This window comes from Marinomonas sp. KMM3893, assembly GCF_004352855.1.
Classification (GTDB): Bacteria; Pseudomonadota; Gammaproteobacteria; order Pseudomonadales; family Marinomonadaceae; genus Marinomonas; species Marinomonas arenicola.
On record NZ_SJSC01000005.1, the window covers coordinates 11,852 to 33,482 of the forward strand.

The 21,631-nt window shown below is 46.4% G+C and carries 16 protein-coding genes; 5 read left to right on the plus strand and 11 right to left on the minus strand.

Annotated features, from left to right (window positions below; genetic code table 11):
* Positions 1 to 61 precede the first annotated feature (61 nt).
* The 5 genes from E0D71_RS12570 (at position 62) to fusA (ending at position 6,439) form a co-directional block, all read left to right on the plus strand.
* Positions 62 to 1,723 carry a nitrite/sulfite reductase gene (locus E0D71_RS12570; protein ID WP_133003669.1) on the plus strand — a complete coding sequence of 554 codons (1,662 nt, stop codon included), beginning with the start codon at positions 62 to 64 and terminating at the stop codon, positions 1,721 to 1,723.
* Positions 1,707 to 2,183, plus strand: coding sequence for a DUF934 domain-containing protein (locus E0D71_RS12575; RefSeq protein WP_133003670.1), 477 nt, complete (start codon positions 1,707 to 1,709; stop codon positions 2,181 to 2,183). The genes E0D71_RS12570 and E0D71_RS12575 overlap by 17 nt, the downstream gene beginning before the upstream one ends.
* A gap of 123 nt (positions 2,184 to 2,306) precedes the next feature.
* Complete coding sequence (locus E0D71_RS12580; RefSeq protein ID WP_133003671.1) at positions 2,307 to 2,975, plus strand: TIGR04211 family SH3 domain-containing protein; 669 nt, start codon at positions 2,307 to 2,309, stop codon at positions 2,973 to 2,975.
* An 11-nt stretch (positions 2,976 to 2,986) separates the two neighbouring features.
* Positions 2,987 to 4,156, plus strand: coding sequence for a cation:proton antiporter (locus E0D71_RS12585; RefSeq protein ID WP_133003672.1), 1,170 nt, complete (start codon positions 2,987 to 2,989; stop codon positions 4,154 to 4,156).
* Between the two features lie 186 nt (positions 4,157 to 4,342).
* A complete protein-coding gene (gene fusA, locus E0D71_RS12590; RefSeq protein ID WP_133003673.1) occupies positions 4,343 to 6,439 on the plus strand; it encodes an elongation factor G in 2,097 nt (698 codons plus the stop codon).
* 370 nt (positions 6,440 to 6,809) lie between these two features.
* Here fusA and E0D71_RS12595 read toward each other — a convergent pair whose 3' ends face one another.
* The 11 genes from E0D71_RS12595 to E0D71_RS12650 all read right to left on the minus strand — a co-directional run bounded on the left by E0D71_RS12595 (position 6,810) and on the right by E0D71_RS12650 (position 21,604).
* Entirely contained in the window at positions 6,810 to 7,862 is a 1,053-nt protein-coding gene (locus E0D71_RS12595) for an aldo/keto reductase (protein ID WP_133003876.1), read from the minus strand.
* A 224-nt stretch (positions 7,863 to 8,086) separates the two neighbouring features.
* Positions 8,087 to 8,341 (minus strand): cell division topological specificity factor MinE, encoded by a 255-nt coding sequence (gene minE / locus E0D71_RS12600; RefSeq protein ID WP_133003674.1) that lies wholly within the window; start codon positions 8,339 to 8,341, stop codon positions 8,087 to 8,089.
* A 1-nt stretch (position 8,342) separates the two neighbouring features.
* Complete coding sequence (gene minD / locus E0D71_RS12605) at positions 8,343 to 9,152, minus strand: septum site-determining protein MinD (RefSeq protein ID WP_133003877.1); 810 nt, start codon at positions 9,150 to 9,152, stop codon at positions 8,343 to 8,345.
* Positions 9,153 to 9,218: 66 nt separating this feature from the next.
* The gene (gene minC / locus E0D71_RS12610; protein WP_133003675.1) at positions 9,219 to 9,944 is read right to left on the minus strand and encodes a septum site-determining protein MinC; all 726 of its coding nucleotides are present in this window, start codon (positions 9,942 to 9,944) and stop codon (positions 9,219 to 9,221) included.
* Between the two features lie 303 nt (positions 9,945 to 10,247).
* A complete protein-coding gene (locus E0D71_RS12615; RefSeq protein ID WP_133003676.1) occupies positions 10,248 to 13,967 on the minus strand; it encodes an SbcC/MukB-like Walker B domain-containing protein in 3,720 nt (1,239 codons plus the stop codon).
* On the minus strand, positions 13,964 to 15,241 hold the full coding sequence (gene sbcD / locus E0D71_RS12620) for an exonuclease subunit SbcD (RefSeq protein ID WP_133003677.1): 1,278 nt from the start codon (positions 15,239 to 15,241) through the stop codon (positions 13,964 to 13,966). The genes E0D71_RS12615 and sbcD overlap by 4 nt, the downstream gene beginning before the upstream one ends.
* 86 nt (positions 15,242 to 15,327) lie before the next feature.
* On the minus strand, positions 15,328 to 16,218 hold the full coding sequence (locus tag E0D71_RS12625; protein ID WP_165942997.1) for a 2Fe-2S iron-sulfur cluster binding domain-containing protein: 891 nt from the start codon (positions 16,216 to 16,218) through the stop codon (positions 15,328 to 15,330).
* Between the two features lie 261 nt (positions 16,219 to 16,479).
* Positions 16,480 to 17,172 carry a cupin domain-containing protein gene (locus E0D71_RS12630; protein WP_133003679.1) on the minus strand — a complete coding sequence of 231 codons (693 nt, stop codon included), beginning with the start codon at positions 17,170 to 17,172 and terminating at the stop codon, positions 16,480 to 16,482.
* Between the two features lie 586 nt (positions 17,173 to 17,758).
* Positions 17,759 to 18,730, minus strand: a complete 972-nt coding sequence (locus E0D71_RS12640; protein ID WP_133003680.1) for a transposase — start codon at positions 18,728 to 18,730, stop codon at positions 17,759 to 17,761.
* A gap of 385 nt (positions 18,731 to 19,115) precedes the next feature.
* Positions 19,116 to 20,591: an aminoacyl-histidine dipeptidase gene (locus E0D71_RS12645; RefSeq protein WP_133003681.1), complete on the minus strand. Its 1,476-nt coding sequence runs from the start codon at positions 20,589 to 20,591 to the stop codon at positions 19,116 to 19,118.
* 116 nt (positions 20,592 to 20,707) lie between these two features.
* A complete protein-coding gene (locus E0D71_RS12650) occupies positions 20,708 to 21,604 on the minus strand; it encodes an alpha/beta fold hydrolase (RefSeq protein WP_133003682.1) in 897 nt (298 codons plus the stop codon).
* Positions 21,605 to 21,631 lie beyond the last annotated feature (27 nt).

Sequence of the window (21,631 nt, forward strand, 5' to 3'; positions counted from 1 at the left end):
AATAAAGGATTTTTGGTAGAGTAGCGCAACTGAAAATTTATTAACGACGGTTTATTACTTTATGTATCAATACGACGCAATTGACCAACAGCTTGTTGATGAGCGTGTAGCGCAATTCCGCGACCAAACACGCCGCTATCTTAACGACGAGTTGAGCGAACAAGAATTCTTACCGCTACGCTTACAAAATGGGCTTTATGTTCAACGCTACGCCCCAATGCTACGTATCGCCATTCCATACGGCATGCTATCAAGCGATCAGTTGCGTACTCTAGCGGACATCAGCCGTCGCTATGACCGCGCTTATGGGCACTTTAGCACCCGTCAGAATCTACAATTAAACTGGCCTAAACTTGAAGACGTTCCTGACATTCTTGCCGAACTGGCTAAGGTTCAGATGCACGCCGTTCAAACCAGTGGAAACTGTATTCGTAACACAACGACAGACCAATACGCTGGCGTTATCGCTGATGAAGTCGTGGACCCTCGCCCATATTGCGAATTAATTCGTCAGTGGTCGACCTTCCACCCTGAGTTTGCCTTCTTGCCGCGTAAATTTAAAATTGCCGTTAATGCGACAGAGTCTGCCGATCGCGCTGCAACACAAGTTCACGACATCGGTTTGCACATCAAACAGAACGACGCGGGTGAAATCGGCTTTAAAGTCATCGTTGGTGGCGGTCTTGGCCGTACGCCTATGGTTGGCGTGACCATCAATGAATTCTTGCCTCGCACCGATCTATTGACCTACCTTGACGCGATTATCCGTGTTTATAACCAACAAGGTCGCCGCGATAACAAATACAAGGCGCGCATCAAAATTCTTGTGAAAGCCCTGGGTATTGAAGAATTCCGTAACCGTGTAGAAGCGGAATGGGTTCACTTACGTGGTAAAGAAAGCACAGTACCAATGAGTGAATTCGAACGTCTACAAAGCTTCTTCACTGAGCCGGCTTACGAAACGCTAGACAACAACCCTGAGTCACTATCAAGCAAACTAGCGAGCAGCGCTGGATTTGCGCGCTGGTATGAGCGCAACACATTTGAGCATAAAAAAGCGGGCTACCGCATCGTCACCTTGACCCTGAAAAAAGCCGGTCAAGCGCCAGGCGACGCGACCTCTGAGCAAATGGAAAAAGCCGCCAATCTGGCTGACCAATTCAGCTTTGGTGAGCTTCGCGTTAGCCATGAACAAAACCTAGTTTTGTCCGACGTTCGCCAAGACCAGCTGGTTGACGTATGGGAAGCGGCGAAAGAAGCGGGCTTTGCCACACCAACACTGGGTCTATTAACGGACATGATTTGCTGCCCTGGTGGTGATTTCTGCGCCCTAGCTAACGCAAAATCCATTCCGATTGCAGAGCAAATTCAGAACACCTTCGATAACCTTGATTACTTATACGATCTTGGCAACATCGACCTGAATATTTCTGGCTGTATGAACGCCTGTGGTCACCACCACGTAGGCAACATTGGTATTCTTGGCGTTGATAAAAAAGGTCAAGAGTTCTACCAAGTGTCTATCGGCGGTGCATCTGGTCACGATGCCAGCATCGGCAAAATCCTCGGCCCTTCTTTCGCTCAAGAAGAAATCAGCCAAGTCATCCAAAAGCTAATGGACGTTTATGTTAGCAATCGTACGGATGAAGAACGCTTTATTGACACTTACCGCCGCGTTGGCATCACACCATTTAAAGAGGCCGCTTATGCCAAAGCTAATTAAGAACGGCGAGATCGTCGACAATCTATACACATGGCAACAAGACAAAGAATCAGCTGCGTCTGAGTCAGCGATTGTACCCATGTCTAAATGGCTAACAGAACAAGACAATATCGGCCCAGTGGCGGGTATCTGGATTGACGCCGGAGAAGGCACTGAAGCACTCGCTGAGATCGACTTAAACCAGTTTGATGTCATTGGCGTTAACTTTCCTGCGTTTGTCGATGGTCGCGGTTTTTCTTACGCTCGCCTACTGCGCGAACGTCTAGGCTACAAAGGCGAAATCCGTGCCCTGGGTAATTTCATTCCAGATCAGCTTGGCTATCTACTTCGCGTTGGTTTTAACAGCTTCCAATTCAATGACGAAGTTGATTTAGAAAAAGCCCTTGCTCTGCATAAGTCTTTTTCAATTGCTTACCAAGGCGATGTGAACGAGCCAAGACCGATGTTCTTACGTCGGTAAAGTTTAAATCTCTTGTCAACATTCCGACAAAAGGCCCTTTTAAGGGCCTTTTTCTATTGCGTATTTTGGCTGCCCTGATTATCGTATGATTTGAAAAGTGATTGATTGTTAAAGGATCTTAACGTGTCGAAAAAAAACATAACCTGCATTCTTGCAGGACTATTGCTCTCAGGCGTTGCACAAGCGACGACTGCCTACGTATCAGACATCCAATTTGTTGCGATTAGGGAAGGTCAAAACAACAACACTCGCGCCGTTGAACGAGGCATCAAAAGCGGCACACCTCTAGAAGTGTTAGAACAAGAAAATGGCTATACCAAGGTAAAAACCCCCAGTGGTAATGAAGGCTGGATTGCGGATTACTTCTTAAGTGACGACGCAGTCACAAGGGATCAAGTCATTAGCTTGCAGTCAAAACTCTCTGCACTGTCCGAAAGCAAACAAAAGGTAAACAGTGAGCTTCAAGACAGCAAAAAAGAAATCACCGACTTAAACAACAAGGTGACGTCTTTAGAGAGCGACAAAACACAGCTCATTAAACAAATCCAACAAAACAAAGCTCTGGCTGAAAAAGCACAAAGCATCGTCTCTCAGAATAACGACGTCAGCTATCAGCTTGAGTCTTTAAAAAAACAATTAGCGACAGCGGAACAAGCGGCTGACCAACAGCAAAGCACCACCCAGCAAAAATGGTTTGCGATTGGCGCAGGCACACTTTTAGGCGGCCTAATCATTGGCCTTCTGATTCCACTTTCCCGCAAGAAGAAGAGCAGCACAAGCTCTTGGAGCTAATAGGACGTTAAATGGATGCCTCGATAGTACACTCCTTTTTCTTAATTTTTGGTGGAGCGGCTGTCGTTGCATCGATTGCTCTGTACACCAAACAACCCATGATCATCGCCTACATAGCACTTGGCGTGCTGTTTGGCCCCTCTGCCCTGTCACTCATTAACGAACCAAAACTCATGGATGACATGAGCCATGTAGGCATCATCTTCCTGCTTTTTCTACTTGGTCTGGACATGCAACCAAGCCACCTTATCAATATGCTCAAAAAAGCCTCATGGATTGCCTTACTGAGCTCTGTCGTCTTTGCCGTGCTCGGCTATCTGATCGCTTTAGCGTTTGGCTATACTGAAATTGAAAGCTTGATCATCGGCATCGCCATGATGTTTTCCAGCACCATTGTCTGCATTAAGCTATTACCAACCACCGTCCTGCACCATAAACACACAGGGGAGCTCGTGGTTGGCTTGCTATTACTGCAAGACATTATTGCCATTGGCGTGCTGCTTGTTCTTTACAGCGCATCAGGGAACGGCGACGCTGGCGTAATGCAATACATCAAGCCACTCATCGCCCTTCCTCTGCTCATTGGGGCGGCCTTCCTGTTTGTAAAATACATATTGCTAAAATTAATCACCCGCTTTGATCGTTTCCACGAATACATTTTTCTGGTCTCCATTGGCTGGTGTTTATCCATGGCCGTGGCCGCAGAATACTCCGGCTTGTCTGCTGAGATGGGCGCGTTTATCGCCGGCGTTGCCTTGGCAACCAGCCCTATCTCACAATACATAGCGACGCATTTACGGCCTTTGCGAGACTTTTTCCTTATTTTGTTCTTTTTCAGTATTGGCGCCAGCTTCAATCTAAGCCTACTGGGCGTGGTGATTGTGCCTGCCCTCATCTTGGCCATTGGCGCCATGCTGATCAAACCGGTGGTTTTCCGCTTTTTATTAAAAGGCATCAATGAAGATGCCAGCACATCATGGGAAGTTGGCTTTCGCCTAGGCCAAGTCAGCGAGTTTTCACTCTTAATTGCATATTTAGCTGCAAATATCGGATTAATTGGCACAGAAGCTTCGCATGTGATCCAGGCAACCGCTATACTCAGCTTCGCCTTATCGACGTACGTGGTGATTCTGAATTTTCCTAATCCGATTGCAATATCGGACAGGCTACGCAGAGACTAGGCAAAATACACACTTTGTAATGAATAATTTCAAAGAAAAAAAGGGGGTTCTGAAATGCTTTTCAGAGCCCCCTTTCTTTAAGTATATAAAATATAATAGAATACCGCGAAATACCTGACTACAAATTGAAAAAAGTCTTGTATACTAACGCGCAAATTTCGTCCCTAACTTATTTAGAGTAATCTAATGGCTGACTTATCAAAATACAGAAACATCGGTATTTTTGCTCACGTTGACGCGGGTAAAACTACTACTACAGAACGTATTCTTAAACTAACCGGTATGATCCACAAAATCGGTGAAGTACATGAAGGCGAATCTACAACTGACTTCATGGAACAAGAAGCTGAGCGCGGAATTACCATCCAGTCCGCTGCTGTAAGTTGTTTCTGGAAAGACCACCGTTTCAACGTTATCGACACACCTGGACACGTTGACTTCACTGTAGAAGTTTACCGTTCTTTGAAAGTACTTGACGGTGGTGTTGGTGTATTCTGTGGTTCTGGTGGTGTTGAGCCACAATCAGAAACTAACTGGCGTTACGCTAACGAATCTGAAGTAGCACGTATCATTTTCGTTAACAAACTAGACCGTCTAGGCGCTAGCTTCTACCGCGTTACAGACCAAGTTAAAAAAGTATTGGGCGCAACACCACTTATCATGGTGCTTCCAATCGGTACTGAAGACGAGTTCGTTGGTGTTGTTGACCTACTAAGCCGCAAAGCTTACGTTTGGGATGATTCTGGCCAGCCAGAAAACTACAGCGTCGAAGACGTTCCTGCTGACATGGTTGATCAAGTTGAAGAATACCGCGAAATGTTGATCGAAACAGCGGTTGAGCAAGACGACGAACTAATGATGACTTACATGGATGGTGAAGAACCTTCTATTGACGACATCAAACGTTGTATCCGTAAAGGTACTCGTGACCTTGCGTTCTTCCCAACGTACTGTGGTTCTGCCTTCAAAAACAAAGGCATGCAGCTTCTTCTTGATGCTGTTGTTGATTACCTACCAAGCCCAACAGATGTTATCCCACAAGATCTTACGGACGAAGAAGGTAATCCAAACGGCGAAAAAGCCATTGTATCGGCTGACGAACCTTTCCGCGCACTTGCATTCAAAATCATGGATGACCGTTTCGGCGCACTAACATTCGTACGCGTATACTCTGGTAAGATCAACAAAGGCGACACGATTCTAAACAGCTTCACAGGCAAAACAGAACGTGTAGGCCGCATGGTTGAAATGCAAGCCGACGACCGTAAAGAAATCAGCTCTGCACAAGCAGGTGATATCCTAGCAATCGTAGGTATGAAGAACGTACAAACTGGTCACACTCTATGTGATCCTAAACACCCTTGTACGCTTGAAGCCATGGTTTTCCCTGAGCCAGTAATCTCTATCTCTGTTACTCCGAAAGACAAAGGCGGTAACGAGAAAATGGGTATTGCGATTGGTAAAATGGTTGCAGAAGATCCAACATTCCGTGTTGAAACTGACATCGATTCAGGTGAAACCATTCTTCGCGGTATGGGTGAACTTCACCTAGACATTAAAGTAGATATCTTGAAACGTACTTACGGCGTAGATTTGATCGTTGGTCAACCTCAGGTTGCTTACCGCGAAACAATCACTAAAGCGGTTGAAGATACTTACACGCACAAGAAACAATCTGGTGGTTCTGGTCAGTTCGGTAAGATCGATTACCGCATCAAACCAGGCGAGATTGGTTCTGGCTTCACTTTCTCTTCTTCTGTTGTGGGCGGTAACGTACCGAAAGAATTCTTCCCAGCAGTAGAGAAAGGCTTCAAGTCTATGATGGACGAAGGTGTTCTAGCTGGCTTCCCAGTACTAGACGTTGAAGTTGAGTTGTACGACGGTGGTTTCCACGCAGTTGACTCCTCTGCTATCGCCTTTGAAATCGCTGCTAAAGGCGCTTTCCGTCAGTCTATCCCTAAAGCTGGCCCTCAGTTGATCGAACCAATCATGAAAGTGGATGTGTTCACTCCTGATGATCACGTTGGTGATGTAATCGGTGACCTTAACCGTCGTCGCGGCATGATCAAAGACCAAGAGAAAGGCTTGACTGGCGTTCGCATTAAAGCAGACGTTCCTCTTTCTGAAATGTTTGGTTACATCAGTAGCCTACGTACAATGACATCGGGTCGTGGTCAGTTCTCTATGGAGTTCTCTCACTACCTACCATGTCCTTCTAACGTTGCTGAAACAGTAATCGCCGCTGTGAAAGAGAAAAAAGAACAAGAGAAAAAAGACAAGTAATAATCCATTATTACCGTCTTAAAAAAACCCGATGCAGTTTATGCATCGGGTTTTTTATGCGCTAAATAAAGCCTGGCAGAACAGATCTCGACGCTTTTTCGACTCTGCGACACCAATCTGTTCTTACACAATCCCTTTCCAGACACACAAGCCCTTTCAAGGCAGGCAATCTCTTTCAAGGCACGCAATCTCTTTCAAGAGGCTGCGCCCCATAAAGTGCGCCTTCTTTCGAAACATATTTTACGAGCAAAAAAAAACGCCCCAGAAAAGCCTCTCTTAATTGAGAACACTTCACTGAGACGTCTATTAGCCTCTTGAGCTTATCGCAACAGACTAGCGCCTGCTCATTCAGTCTAAACCAACAAGCCCCTTAGAATGGCACTGGGTACGCTTTAAACACTTCCATTACATCTTTAAGAACATCTTCAGATAACGCCATATCAAATGCCGCCATGTCTTCTTTCAGCTGCGCCAGTGACGTGGCACCAATAATAGTCGCCGTCACGCCATCTACTTGATTACACCAAGCCAACGCAAGCTGAGCTGGCGTTAGATTGTGCTTTTCCGCCACCGCCATGTACCCTTTGACCGCCTCTTCTACCAGAGGCGTGTCTCTGAATAGACCGTGACGCTGAGCGTATGCCCAACGGCTGCCTTCAGGGCGAGCTCCACCAATGTATTTGCCCGTTAATGCACCCGCGGCTAAAGCAGACCAAGGCAAATAAGCAATGTCTTCATGGACACAGTTTTCAATCAAATAAGGCCAATCTTTCGCATGCAACAAACTGAACTCGTTCTGAATAGACGCCACACGCGGCAAATCATGCTTTTCACTCAAACGCAAAAATTCGTTGATACCCCAAGTGGTGTCATCCGACAAACCAAAATGACGAATCTTACCGGCCTTAATACAAGTATCAATGCCTTTTAGAATATCCAGCATTTGCGCCGAATGCTCATCTCTGTCCACATCGCTAAAGCGAATATGACCAGGAAAGTGTTTTGCAAAATGTGGGGAAGTACGATTCGGCCAATGCAATTGGTACAAATCAATGTAATCGGTTTGCAGACGCTGCAAAGAAGCATCGACCGACGCAATCACTGCCGCGCCCGTAATAGGCCCGCCATCACGAATATAATGCAGCCCGGCACCAGCAATCTTGGTGGCCAATATGATTTCTTTTCGACGCGATGGATTGCGTGACAGCCAGTTGCCGATGATGGTTTCGGTTTTGCCATAGGACTCAGGCGTCGGCGGCACAGAATACATCTCTGCGGTATCCATAAAGTTCACGCCATTTGCCAGCGCGTACTCAATCTGCTCGTCCGCTTCCGCTTGATTATTTTGAGTACCCCATGTCATGGTTCCCAAACACACTCGTGAAACCTCTAAACCGGTACGACCAAGTGGTACGTATTTCATCATTTTATTCCTTTCGCATTTAGTAGGGTGCAAGCAAACTCGCCCCAAAATAGTTAACTCCAATGTAATAAAAAATGAAGCATCAGGCCAGTTTTATCAATGAAAACAATAAGGATTAGCAACAAGAAAAGGATTACGCCAGAACGGCTACACGGCAAAAAAGTACGTCCCCAGTAAAGCACCAACAGTCGAGTTAAGCGCTTTACTAGGGAGTAATAGGTGATCTAGTTATCAGGCAGGGTGACATTCACTTCTAAAATGGAACAGTCTTCGATGTTCTCAAGCTGAATCTGAACATCCTCACTGCCTACTTTGACGTACTTTCTGATCACATCAATGATTTCTTGCTGCATTTGAGGCAAGTAATCAGGTTGCTTACGCTTGCTACGCTCGTGCGCGACAATAATCTGCAAGCGATCCTTAGCAACGGATGCAGAGCTTGGCTCGCCTTTGCTTTTAAAGTAATCGAAAATCCCCACACTAACCCCCTAATAATCGTTTGAAAAATCCTTTTTTCTGGATTTCCAGAAAACGCAAAGGACGCTCTTCGCCCATTAAGCGATCCACCGCATCCATGTAAGCCAAGCCGGCTTCTGATTCTGTATCCAAAATAACTGGCGTACCTTGGTTAGACGCCTTAAGCACCGCTTCAGACTCTGGAATCACCCCCAACAAAGGAATGGCCAAAATATCTTCCACGTCAGACACACTAAGCATTTCGCCCAATGCCACACGCTCAGGGTGGTAACGCGTCAACAGCAGGAATTCTTCGATCGGCTCTTTGCCTTCTTCTGCACGGCGTGATTTGCTTTGTAAAATGCCCAAAATACGATCCGAATCTCGAACCGACGACACTTCAGGGTTAGTCACAACAATCGCGGCATCCGCAAAGTACAACGCCATTTGCGCGCCTTTCTCGATGCCCGCTGGCGAGTCACAAATAATGTAATCAAACTCTTTCGCCAACTCTTCAAGAACACCTTGCACCCCTTCTTGGGTTAGCGCATCCTTGTCTCTGGTTTGAGAGGCAGGAAGAATATAAAGATCTTTTGTTCGCTTATCTTTAATCAGCGCTTGTGACAAGGTGGCTTCTTTATTAATCACATTAACAAAGTCATAAACCACACGTCGCTCGCAACCCATAATCAAATCTAGATTACGCAAGCCCACATCAAAATCGATAATTACTGTTTTAAATCCTTTTAACGCTATCCCCGTCCCTATCGCTGCACTGGATGTTGTCTTACCAACACCACCCTTGCCTGAGGTGACCACTATGATCTTTGCCAATGCCATATCCCCCGATGACTCCACTAAGAGCCTATCCATAAAATATATCTAATAATATTAATGCTGTTACAGCGGTATAATTTCTAAGCTATCGTCAACCAATAACACTTGTGCTGCTTCTTTCCAAACAATTTTTTGCAAGGCATCGGTTAACATAAAGTTTCCAGCAATGGAGACCAGCTCAGCCTCCATGCTTTTACAAAAGATTCGTGCGTCTGAGTCGCCTTTCACACCCGCAAGTGCGCGACCACGAAGCGCACCGTAAACATGAATATTGCCATCGGCCAACACCTCGGCCCCCGCACTGACTTGCGCAAGAATAATCAAATCCCCTTCCGCATAGACTTGTTGTCCAGAGCGAATAGGCTTGGTGATGATTTTTGCAGATTGTGGCACCAAACGCTCTTCAACGACCGTTTTTACCACCACATCTGGGCTGGATGGCGCACTAACGGGCTCAGGCACATGTATCGGACGCGTTTTGCTCGCTGGCAATAAAGGAATCGTCACGTCACCAGACCAATGAGGTTTATTCTCTTGGGCACAACGCCAACCAATCACCCCTAACCCCAACCCATTCAACGAATCCACCAAGGATTCAAATTCATCAAATGGAATGTCTTGTTCTACTTTCGACAAATCAATAATAATGGGCGCTTGATTAAAAAAATGCGGCACTTGATCAATTTTCTCTTTCAACTGAGCAACAATGCTTTGCAGTGAAAGTGTCTGAATTTCAAGTAGTACCGTCGTCACTACACTTCCTTTTAACTGGAAGCTTGAGTCTGTCATGCAAACCATCCTTTTGTTATGCCCAAACACCCTTAATGAGTGATGGGTGAACGCCACTTTATCAGTAGCGTTTAAAATTCACTTATTCTATCAAGGTTACTAATTAAAGAAAGGCATGTGGCAAAGTCTTTTCTGCAAATTCAGACTTTATCCAGTAGCGCCTTATAATGCCTTACATTCTACTTTATGTACAATATTGAGCGTGTTAATAAGCGTTTGATTCATATAATGTTTTACGGTTTATTTACAAGGTTGTTCCCGTGTTTCTGGGGAAAACTTTTCGCACCATAAAACGCTCACCTTTTAACCCGCAGTGGCTTCTACGGCAAACTCGGAGGAAAGCCGGCTTACACCTAACCCACCTTGCTTTGTTAATCGAATTTGCACTGGAATTCGCTCTTTTAATGCCTGGATATGACTAATAATACCAATGGTTTTGCCAGAGGATTGTAAATTATCCAAGGCGTCCAAAGCAGACTCTAATGTTTCGTTATCTAAGGTACCAAAGCCTTCGTCTAAAAACAGCGAATCAATGCTGGTCTTATGAGACACCAAGTCCGACAAAGCCAAAGCAAGCGCAAGACTCACCAAAAAGGATTCACCACCGGACAAGGTTTTAGTGTCTCTAGAAGCGTTGGCCTGCCAAGTGTCTACCACCGCCAATGACAAGGCTTCTTCATGGCGCATTAATTGATAGCGACGATGCAAAATAGCCAAATGCTGATTGGCTAAATAGACCAAATGATCCAAGGTGAGACTTTGCGCAAAACGGCGGAACTTGGCCCCATCAGCCGAACCAATCAAATGGTTCAAGCGGTCCAAATGAACCAACTTATCCCGCAAGCTATTTAACGCTTCCAATGAGGCCGCGGCTTGTTGCCTACGCAGCGTCTCTTCACGTATTTTCTGCGACACCTCTCCCAAGTTGCGATTCAACTGTTGACGCTGACCTTCCAGTGTTTCAACCAAGGCGATCAGCTCATCAAGAGAATAGCGGTCAACCCATTCATTGCTAGGCTTTTGCTGTGTATGCACGACCAAGGCGTCTTCTGATTGCTGGTGCAACGCAGCTTGTTGAACCATAGCGTCTTTCAGGGTCGCCAAGGTCAATTGTAAGGCCTTAACCTCATCCTCCGATAAACACGCCTGTCGCCACGCGCGCTCTTCACTAAAGCCTTTTTCTGTTAACTTCGCCTGCCACACAGAGTGTGCTGAGATCGACTCTTTATGCAAGGCGCTCAATGACTTCTCTAGCGCTTTTAAAGTAGCCGCCAGCGTCGTCAATGTTTCTTGAACCCGCTCTCGCGTTTTTAAGACAGAGTCATAATCCGCGCGCTTACTGGCCAATGCGGTTTGCTCACCAGACCTGACCTCTGCCAAGGACTTGCCCGCTAGCGCATCAAACAAGGCGGCATCCATGTTGTCCAGCTCGCTGCGTAATGCCTTTGCCTTAAGAGTGACGTCATTCACCTCTACGGCGCTTTCTTTCACTCGATCTTCTAATACGGAAATCTCATAACCAAGCTGTTCAATGCGCTTCAATTGCGCATCATGATCCACTTTCAACGCTCGCCATTGTTGCAATGAAGATTGCAGTGCGGATAACGATTCCGCCAAAGGAGAAGCCAAATAAGGCTCAGGCACAGCAGCGGCAACCATAGACGCAACCAGCTGTTGATCAATGCGCTCTTTTTCCGCCTGGGCGGCTTGATATTCCAGCTGCTTTGCGTCAAGGGTTTGACGTAATGAACGACCTTGAAACTCCAACTGCTGAAGATCCTGCGCCTTCTGCTGACCTTGAGTCGTCACACTAGCCAGCGCCTGTTCCAAGGTGATTCGTTGCTGGTGTGTTTGCGACAAGGCTTGATTGAGTTCAACAGTACGCGTCCATTCTTGTTGAATCGCAAAGACACAAGACGACATGCGACTCGGGTCAAACACTGACAAGGGCGCCTTGCTATCCAAATCACTAAACACGAGCAACGCATTCAACATGGTTAGCAACTCACTTTCTGCAAGCGACAACTCTGTTTTTAAAGCAAGACCTTGCTCCTGACGCATTTCAAGCTCGCGCTCTACCACTTTTTGATCGGCTTTCAGCGCTTGCCCCGCTTGCACCAAGTCGTCTACTTCAGACTGCAATTGCTGTAAGCGTGTTTGGTTTTCAAGATTCACCTCTTGATGCAAAGCCTGCTCAAGATCGTGCTCATGGGCACCACACAGTGGACAGGCATCATGCTCACCCAATGACTGACGCAGTTCGTTTAGCGAGACAATATGGCGCTCTGCGTCCACTAATCGAGCCAAATCCGAACAGTGCGCCTGCTTTTCTGTATAAGCTTGGCGTTGCTGTACGAGCCGCTCCTCTTGTTGTGTCCGTTTATTCACTAAGTCCGCAATGGCTTCATCCATCTGCTGACTCTGCTGATACTTACCTTGGTACGCCTGATAACGTTGCTCAAGCTCTGTGGCTTTTTGCTGCTGCGTTTCGAGATGCCGATAATGCTCTTGCCACTCATTCAGCTCCCGTCCAGATGACAGGGTATTGAATGCTTCAATGATCGCGCTCAGCTGTTGCTCCAGCTCCCCTGTATGGCTTTTCTGTTTCTCCAGTTGCACTTTATCGGCGGCATAAGTGCTCAATGCAGAATCAAGGGAGGCTTGTGCACTAGACACTTCTGCACTCAGGCGAGCTAACGTCTGCTCATACGTTTGGATAGAAGATTGTTGGTATTGCCAATTCGATAACTGGGACTCAATTGTTTCTGGAGCTTGCCATTCAGACAAGCGCTGCTGATTGCTTTCACACGCCAGTTGACTGGCCTTGAGTGCCTGTTTCTGCTGCGTTAACGCACGGACACTCTCACCGTGTTTTTGCTCAAGCGTAAGACGTCGCTTGTCTGTGTCTAACAGCTGCTCATTGACACTCTCACGTCGAGAAATCAAAGGCTGAATACGGCGACTAATGTCTTCGTTGAATGCCTCCCAGATTTGCGATTGTTGCTCAAACGCTTGCTTTGCCTCCTCGGCCTGAACATCGAGTTGTTGCATCGCTTTGTTTTGTTCTGAGTACTGTTGGGAGACGTCGGCCTGTTCGCTCTCAAGCTCGCTTGTTCGCCGCTGAATGTCTGTCAAACGCTCATACTGAGGTCGCAATGCATTCGCAACACTGGCTTTTTCTAATCGCTCTTGATTGGGTTTAAAATTCTCCAGCGCTGCTATCGCCTCCGCACTGCGCTGCTGACTTGTTGCCAATTGCTCAACCAAGTGGGCTTCTGTCTGGCGCCACCCCAGATTGGACTGATGCAATTTGAGTTCATCGGCAAGGCTTTTGTCTTCTGCTGTGTAGGAGGCTTCTTGCTCTACGAGCGCTTGCAGTTCGTCTTCACTCAATAGCTGACGCTGTGCATTGACCGCTTCTAGCTGAACAATTTTCTGCCGCTCTGCTTTGTGCTTTTCAAACACCCACTGCGACACTTGCCCATAGATTTCTGTGCCAGTGAGTTCTTCTAGTAATTCTGCTCTGTCATTCGCAGAAGCGTTCAAAAACGCCGAAAATCCGCCCTGCGCAAGCAACATAGATTTGGTAAAACGAGAAAAATCCAATCCGGTGAGTTCAGCAATCTTATCGATTTTCTCATTAATTTTCGTCGTAATAATGGTGCCATCGCGCTCGCACAACTCGCAGGTCATTGGCTGTAGCTTTCCATCACTCTTACCCCGAGCACGACGCTGCCCCCAAAAGGCTCGGTAACCTTTTCCTTTTATCTCAAACTCCACTTCGGCGAGACATTCTGCCGTATGGCGCGTCATTAATTCATTTTGACTGGGGGAGACTTTTAGGCGTGGTGTTTCGTGGTACAGCGCCAAGCAAATGGCGTCCAACAAGGTAGATTTTCCAGAGCCTGTTGGCCCGACAATGGCAAACACACCAGCGTCGTCAAACGGTGTTTTGGTAAAATCAATCTCCCACTCGCCTTTTAAAGAATTGATGTTTTTTAGTCGCAACTTACAAATCTTCATGCTGGCTGCTCCTGACTGTCTTCCATCTCAATCAAACACTGATTGAATAAATTGGTCAGTATCACGCGCTCTTCCTCATCAATACCCTCATTGCTTTGTAGGCTTTTATCAAACACATCTTTGACCGTTAATTCAGACAAGGTTTGGCGTGATTCAAAATCCACCTTTTTTGTGTCCGCCGCGCTTTTTCTCATCACGCGAAGCAATTCAATAGGCTTGCCTTCAATGGCTTCTAGCAGACGCTTATGAAGATCGCTTAAATACTCATCGGCCACCACAGTCACTTCTAACCAGAGCGTCTGGTTCTGCGCATTCAGCTCGGTCAGTGACAACGCCTCAATCCGCTTTAAAATGTCTTTAAGGTTGCCATTTAAGCTCTGCATAGGCTGGAAACTGGGGATGGTATGGCAGCGAATCGCCTCTTGCCTTTCATCAAAGAGATCCTGCACCTGAGGCTGCTCACCCAATAGCGTCGTATCAATGATCACCAACGACTTTTCTCGCCCCAATTCATCAAAGCTCAATGGAATCGGTGAACCGCTGTAGCGAAAGCGACCGTCTTTGGTAATCGCCTGTGCACGGTGAATGTGGCCAAGGGCCAGGTAATCAAAATGAGGAAACACAGACGTAGGCAAGGCTTCGAGAGTACCAACATACAGATCACGCACCGACTCACTAACTTGTCCGCCCATGGCCGTTAAATGGCCGGTGCCAATAATCGGCACCGCGCGCTTGAGTGCTTTATTTTTCTCACACGCAAGCTCATACACTTGTTGATAAAAGTCGCCTATGTGCTGCAACAAGCCAAGCTTCTTATCCTGCTCAGACTGACCAGACACACTTTTCATCACATCTTTAGGGCGTAAATACGGCACCGCGCACACCCAAGCAGACACCTCACCCGCTTTATCGTTAAGCGCAATAACATGGGAATCAAGGTCTTCCAGATTGGCCTGACTCGAGACTTGTGTTTCCAAATAAGACAGCAAGCTTTTTGATTCATTGAGCATACTCACCGAGTCATGATTACCCGCAACAATCACCAACTGACATTGGCGAGCTTTCATGTCCAATACCAATTGATGGTACATTTCACGCGCATAACTTGGTGGCGACCCTGTGTCAAAAACATCCCCAGCAATAATGACCGCATTGATCGATTCACTGTCCACCAGCGCCAATAACCAATCAATAAACGCCCTATGCTCATCACGGCGGGATTTCCCCATGAAATGTTGACCGAGATGCCAATCCGATGTATGAAGAATTTTCATTAATAGAATCCATTTAAAAATATGAACGAGACCCATGTAACCGCGCAATGCCAAACACAATCGCTCACTCAAAAGGCCTAGTAAAACTAACGAACAAAATGCAACTGGCTGGTTCTAACGCGCAGCGGGCGAAGCGACAGGGCCCACTCTTGGGCTGAAATTTGTTGGCCATGGTAAATAATATTCAAAGCGCCATGGTCTGCATTGGCAAGCGCTTCTTTGAGAAAAGAGACAAAAGCATCAGCGTCCAAACCAAGACTTGGTTCGTTGTTCGCCGGCAAAAGATAGTGACCTAAATACTGAACTGAATAATCCGTCAAGGCATCACGCCAATAAGATTCAAACACACCATTATACGAAGAGGACACCACGACCAAAGGTTCGCCGGAAATGCCCATTTCAAACAATAAGCGACCTTTTCGAACGCCTGACGACAAGGCCACCTGAAGAGAATCGCCCTCTGCTAAAGACAGCATACTCTGCCATGCTAAAGCCGTTATAGCTTCTTTTTGCAGCACGACTTTCAGAGGCGCTCCGGCCGAGTTTAACGCCATGCACTCGAAAAAACCTTGCTCTGCGTCCTCCGAAAAAGACACAGACACACGATCGCCAAAAGAGTCATCACTTGGCCCCAGTAACGTCAGCTCAACGGCCGCATCGCTAAGCGTTCGCTTAGATACAATAGAAAAGACAGAAGACGCAGAAGGGATCTGAGTGGTTAACGACATTCCTGATGAAAGTGACGTCTGGCAGGATAAAATAGATTCGCAATTATCTTGATCATAAAGACGGCACGCACCACACGCCCCCGCTCGACAACCATGACGCACATAAGCGCCTTGAGACAACAACGACTCAAGCAGATTATCGCCTCGCATTGCGTCAAAACACTTACCATCCAATTCTACCGTGAGCGCTTGTGAACCCATGATGCCACCTAACCAATCAATGATTTGGCTATTATGACATATTCTCACTTTCTCACCGCGCCTCTTTCCTAAAAAAGGAAAAGCCATACCTCAAGCCCAACAAAGACACACACGATATAAGGCTAGAAAATAACGAAGACACACACGCTATCATGCTTAAAATACAACAAAGACACACACGATATAAGGCTAGAAAATAACGAAGACACACACGCTATCATGCTTAAAATACAACAAAGACACACACGCTATCATTCTTAATAAATAACGAAGACACACACAGTATCATGCTTAATATCAGATACGATATTAAGCGTTTTGTACTCGTGAAATTTGATTTTCAACGTCTCTTAGATGACCTGTTTTTATCCAGACTTTGGCGCCCTCTTTGTCCGCTTTTGCATTTATAGCGCTCTGAAGAGGCGTACGTAGCCAGCTGTTTTTCACTAGCGTATCCGCTTGCTCGTCTATCGAACCATCAAGCACCAGCACTTCCGCGCCGTCATTTGTATCTATTAAAATTTCAGCACCTGGTTCAAAGTGCAGCAAACTCACTTCTTCCCATTCGTCTTTATACAAGGGCGTCACACTCACCCCACGGAAATCAGGGTGCGGCACACTTCCCATAAAGTAGGTTTGAAGGCGTACATGGGTCCTATCACTCGGTTGAAACTGCCAAAGTTTGACAAAAATAATGCAGCCCTCTTCAGAACCGGGCCTATGCTTAGATTGCGGCGGATTGCGAATATAAGAGCCTGCAGGAAAATCACCATGCTCATCTTGAAAAACACCATCCAATACAATGAATTCTTCACCGCCAGTGTGAACATGTGGAGAGAAATGACTGTTAGGCGCATAACGCACAATGGTTGTAGCGCGTGCGACTTCATCGCCCACTCTGTCCAACGCTCTTCTATCAACACCTGCCATAGGAGATGCAACCCATTCAAGTGACTCACTGTGAACCACCACACGCTGGCTAAAATCGGCCGCTATTTTCATTTTTGACGCCTTGATTTGGTGTGTTAAATAAAGGGGGTATTGCTATTTCTTACGCTTATTTTATTGGAATACCATCGTAAGCAAAAATATTTCAATGACATAAGTCTCGATTTACAATCAAAACAAGAAGGCCGATCTATCATCGCCCTTCCGTCGCTTCTTTGTTCATCATTAAGTCATATGGAAGAAGCAAAGCTTATTGCCATCCAGATCATATACATAAGAGCCATAAAAGAAATCAAAACGTTGACCCGGCGCACCCGCATCCGTTGCACCTAACTCAATGGCCTTATTGTAAAGCGCCTGAGCCCCCTCAATGGAACCCCCAGGAATCGCAACTTGCTGACCGTTACCACAGCTTTGCTCATTGTTATCATGCGGTATTATCTAAGACAGGCATACTTAAAAACCAACTAAAACGAGACGACTGCTGATCAACATCGACAAGCATCCAACTTTTTAGCTCGTATTTTTTAGACCTATGTTGTTTTTCTTGAGAAAAAGCACTTCTAATCGAAATTTACTTGGCAGCTGGCCTCAACACATTGCTGATTAAGCATATTAAACGAGACGCTGCTGTTTAAAGCTAAGCGAGGAGTTTCACGCCTTGTTGATTGGGCTTGCGGCGCCTATAGTGAGATTCGCAATAGTGATCGATTGCATCTTCTTGGCCGACAACATTCGCCGTTCTTTTTTCAAACTCTGTCGCAATACACAACCAATTTTCAGATGAGATGTGTAGGCGTTGCAAGATTGGCAACAAAGAGGCATCAATAATACCTCGCTTGCCTTCTCTGATAATGCGCCCAGTCATATCAAGCAACTCAAAGTAGTCAGTCAGCTTAAAAGGTAAACCGCAAGATACGGCTTTTTTAGGAGCACCAACAAAAGGAAATAAGGCTTTTGGCTGATGCCCTTCTTTTGCCGAACTCACGCGCCTCTTTAAGCTGGTAAAACTTGAATCTTCCGGTGTTTGGCTTATTTTCGCTCTGATAGGGTTTAAATCCACATACGCCATGCAGGCTAGGAGTGCGGCTTCGTCTAGTAATGCTTGAGATTTAAAGCGTCCCTCCCAAAAATGCCCTGTGCAGTCATCTTCAATATTAGCTCTTCGAGCAATAGGCTCATTTAATTCTTTCATAAACCAACTAATATCACTTAAGCGTTGCCTGTAAAGGCTTGCAGAGGCTTCCACTAAGGCCAAAGCATAGCTAGGTAAAGACTCACCTTTTACGTATTGCTGCGTAAAAGTCGTGCCTTTGTGGAGTTTATGCCAACGCTGCAATACATCACGGGTTGACCATGTATCTACTTTCTCAGGGGCTATATGCAAAACGATATGGAGGTGGTTGCTCATCACGGCGTAGGCGCAGACATCAATCGAAAATACGCTGGCTAAAAATAACAGTCGATTTTCCACCCAAGCACGGCGATGCTCATAACTTACCCCAGTGGATGAGTCTTCACCGCATAAAAAAGCCCGGCGAACACAGCGAGAAACGCAATGATAATAAGGGGTATCTGCTAAACACACTTGCTGATTTCTAGGTATTGCCATAATCAGGCTCCTCTTCCTTGAGAAAACACAGATTAAGTATAGATAAGATGAGTGACATCAGCCGAGAAAAATCTCCAAGTTTGTCTCGGCTGATGTCTAGCATGCCTGTCTTAGTAAAATGTTACTGTAAGCCCTTACCCTTACTGAGCTTTTAGCATGCCTGTCTTGGTTAAGGCGTGTCTTGGTTAAGACGTAGCATGCCTGTCTTGGTTAAGACGCTTTAGGAACTGAGGCCAGTAGGAGCTTTTAGCATGCCTGTCTTGGTTAAGACGTCAGCCGAGAAAAATCTCCAAGTTTGTCTCGGCTGAATGTCTAGCATGCCTGTCTTAGTAAATTGTTACTGTAAGCCCTTAGCCTTACTGAGCTTTTAGTATGCCTGTCTTGGTTAAGACGCTTTAGGAACTGAGGCCAGTAGCGCCACCAGCAATCGCCAGAAGTCTCCGACTGAGTCTATTTCCATTCTTTCGGTTGGCGAGTGAGCCCCGCGAATATTAGGGCCAAAGGAGACCATTTCCATACCCTCGTATTTCGCGCCAATTATGCCGCATTCAAGGCCTGCATGAATCACTTTGACGTTGGCTTCTTGGCCCATGACGTCTTTGTGTACTGCTAAAAAATGTTTTAACAAGCCAGCATTAGGGTCAGGCCGCCAACCTGGGTAGCCATTTTCCAATACCACATTGGCATCGATCAGGCTGAACGCAGATTTTGCTGTAAGAGCAAGGTGATCAACCGCAGAGTTCACTAAAGAACGCACTAATAAGCAAGCATCAAACGACTTGCCTCCTTCAGAGGTATTTTTAAGATTAATCACCCCAAGGTTACAAGATGTTTCCGTCACACCTTCTAATTCCGCGCTCATGCGATGCACCCCATGTGGCGCGCAGCTGATGGCATTAATCAATGCCGTTTGTTGCATTGGAGCCAGTTGAGTGTCCACATCGGCATCCGTAACCCTTACATCAAGGTTGCCTTCAATGTTCGCGTATTCCGCTTGCGTGTCTTGTTTAAAGCGTTGAATAGCCTGTTCGATCGCTTCTCTGTCTTGCGGATGGTAGTTGAAAGTGGCACTGGCATCACGAGAGATTGCATTGCGCAAGGTTCCCCCCTGAAATGCACTCAAGCCAAAATCACAGATTTCGTTAAGCCCATTCAATAACCGCACGAGTAAGACGTTCGCGTTAGCTCGTCCTTTGTGTATGTCTAATCCAGAATGACCGCCTCGCAGCCCTGTAATGGTGACGGTTAAGGCTTTCGCACCGCACTCGGCTGGTAAAACCTCATAGTGCTTATCTACATTGATATCAATGCCGCCCGCGCAACCAATGTACACATCGCCACGGTCCTCTGAGTCTAGATTTAAAAGGATTTTCCCTTTGAGAATGCCTTCTTCAAGCTGCAATGCACCTCGTAAACTGGTCTCTTCCTCAATGGTGAATAGCGCTTCAATAGGACCATGCTGTAAATCAGTCGACTCCAATACCGCCAACGCGGCCGCAACGCCAATGCCATTGTCTGCGCCAAGGGTTGTCCCAGTTGCGTGCACCCAACCATCGACTACACGAGTGATGATCGGATCTGTCTCGAAATCATGGTCAACGCCGGCGTCTTTTTGCGCCACCATGTCTAAGTGACCTTGCAAGACCACCGTTTCAGCGCCTTCCATTCCTGGCGACGCCGCTTTACGAATCACCAAATTACCAACGGGATCCACATAGGTCGTTAAGCCAAGATTATGCGCCCACGCAATAAGGTGCTCACGCAATGCCGCCTCATGATAAGAAGGTCTTGGGGTATTACAGAGGGTCTGGAAATGTTTCCAAATGGCTTGCGGTTCAAGGGTCGTTAAAATCTCGTTCATGGCTATCTCTTTGTTATTAGACACATATGCATAGCAGCATTATTGCAAACGCAGAGAATGAAGCAATTGAAATTAAGACTAGGGGTTATGCAGAAAACGTATGTCTAAACAGACAATCATGAACCGTGATGACGAAAACATGCATCACTGCTTTCATAAGCATGAACAATCGCTGCTTTGACCTTATCCACACACAACAAATTTATCATATGCCCAGTATCAGGGAGCCATTGCACTGTCAGCCGACTCTTCTGAAAAAGAGTGTCAGCAAAATGCACATTTTTAGGGTCCGTTAACTTATCACCGGTTCCCTGCATCATACTGATTGGGTGTACTAGCGTTGCCATCGCTTCTTGCTGATTGTATAAACTCATGGATAAATCCAGTATTTCCAGATTCGAGTGATACCAATGCTTTTTTATACAAAAGCGAGGAATACCCGCTAGCACACTGTTGTACCAGCGATGCTTCGCCAAAGCAGGACTAACATCCCCAGCCAAAATCAACACACTGCGAATAATATCTGGATAAAGCGCAGCTAGGACAGGCACCAAAGAACCCCCAAATGAATGACCCACTAGGACTATTTTCTGTTGCTGGTTCTGCTCATAAACAGCGTTTAAAAGCGGACCGAGTAAATGGGCTTGCTCAGATAACTGGCTCGGAAAGCGCTTGCCTGTCACGGTAGACGCGCCCCAGCCTGGCCGATCAATAGCAATCAGCCGAAAACCGTCCAATAGTTCCGGTTGTAAAAAATAGGGGGCAAAAGACGCCCAACTCCCAGGACTTCCATGAACAAACAACACAGTCGGACGAGCAATTGGTCGCGGGTCACTGCAGACATAATGCAGCTCCCCCTGATACTCACCAGCCGCCTCGACTTTCACCTTATGATGATCAATCAAGCCTGGAGTATGAAGGACCTGCTCTGCCAGCTTAGCGTTATTTTCTGCTTCTTTAGGCAAGGCGGCCCCCGTCACAACTCTTGCCACTAACTGTGTTATTAACCCCATAACCTCATTTCCTTTTCGCCTATTAAC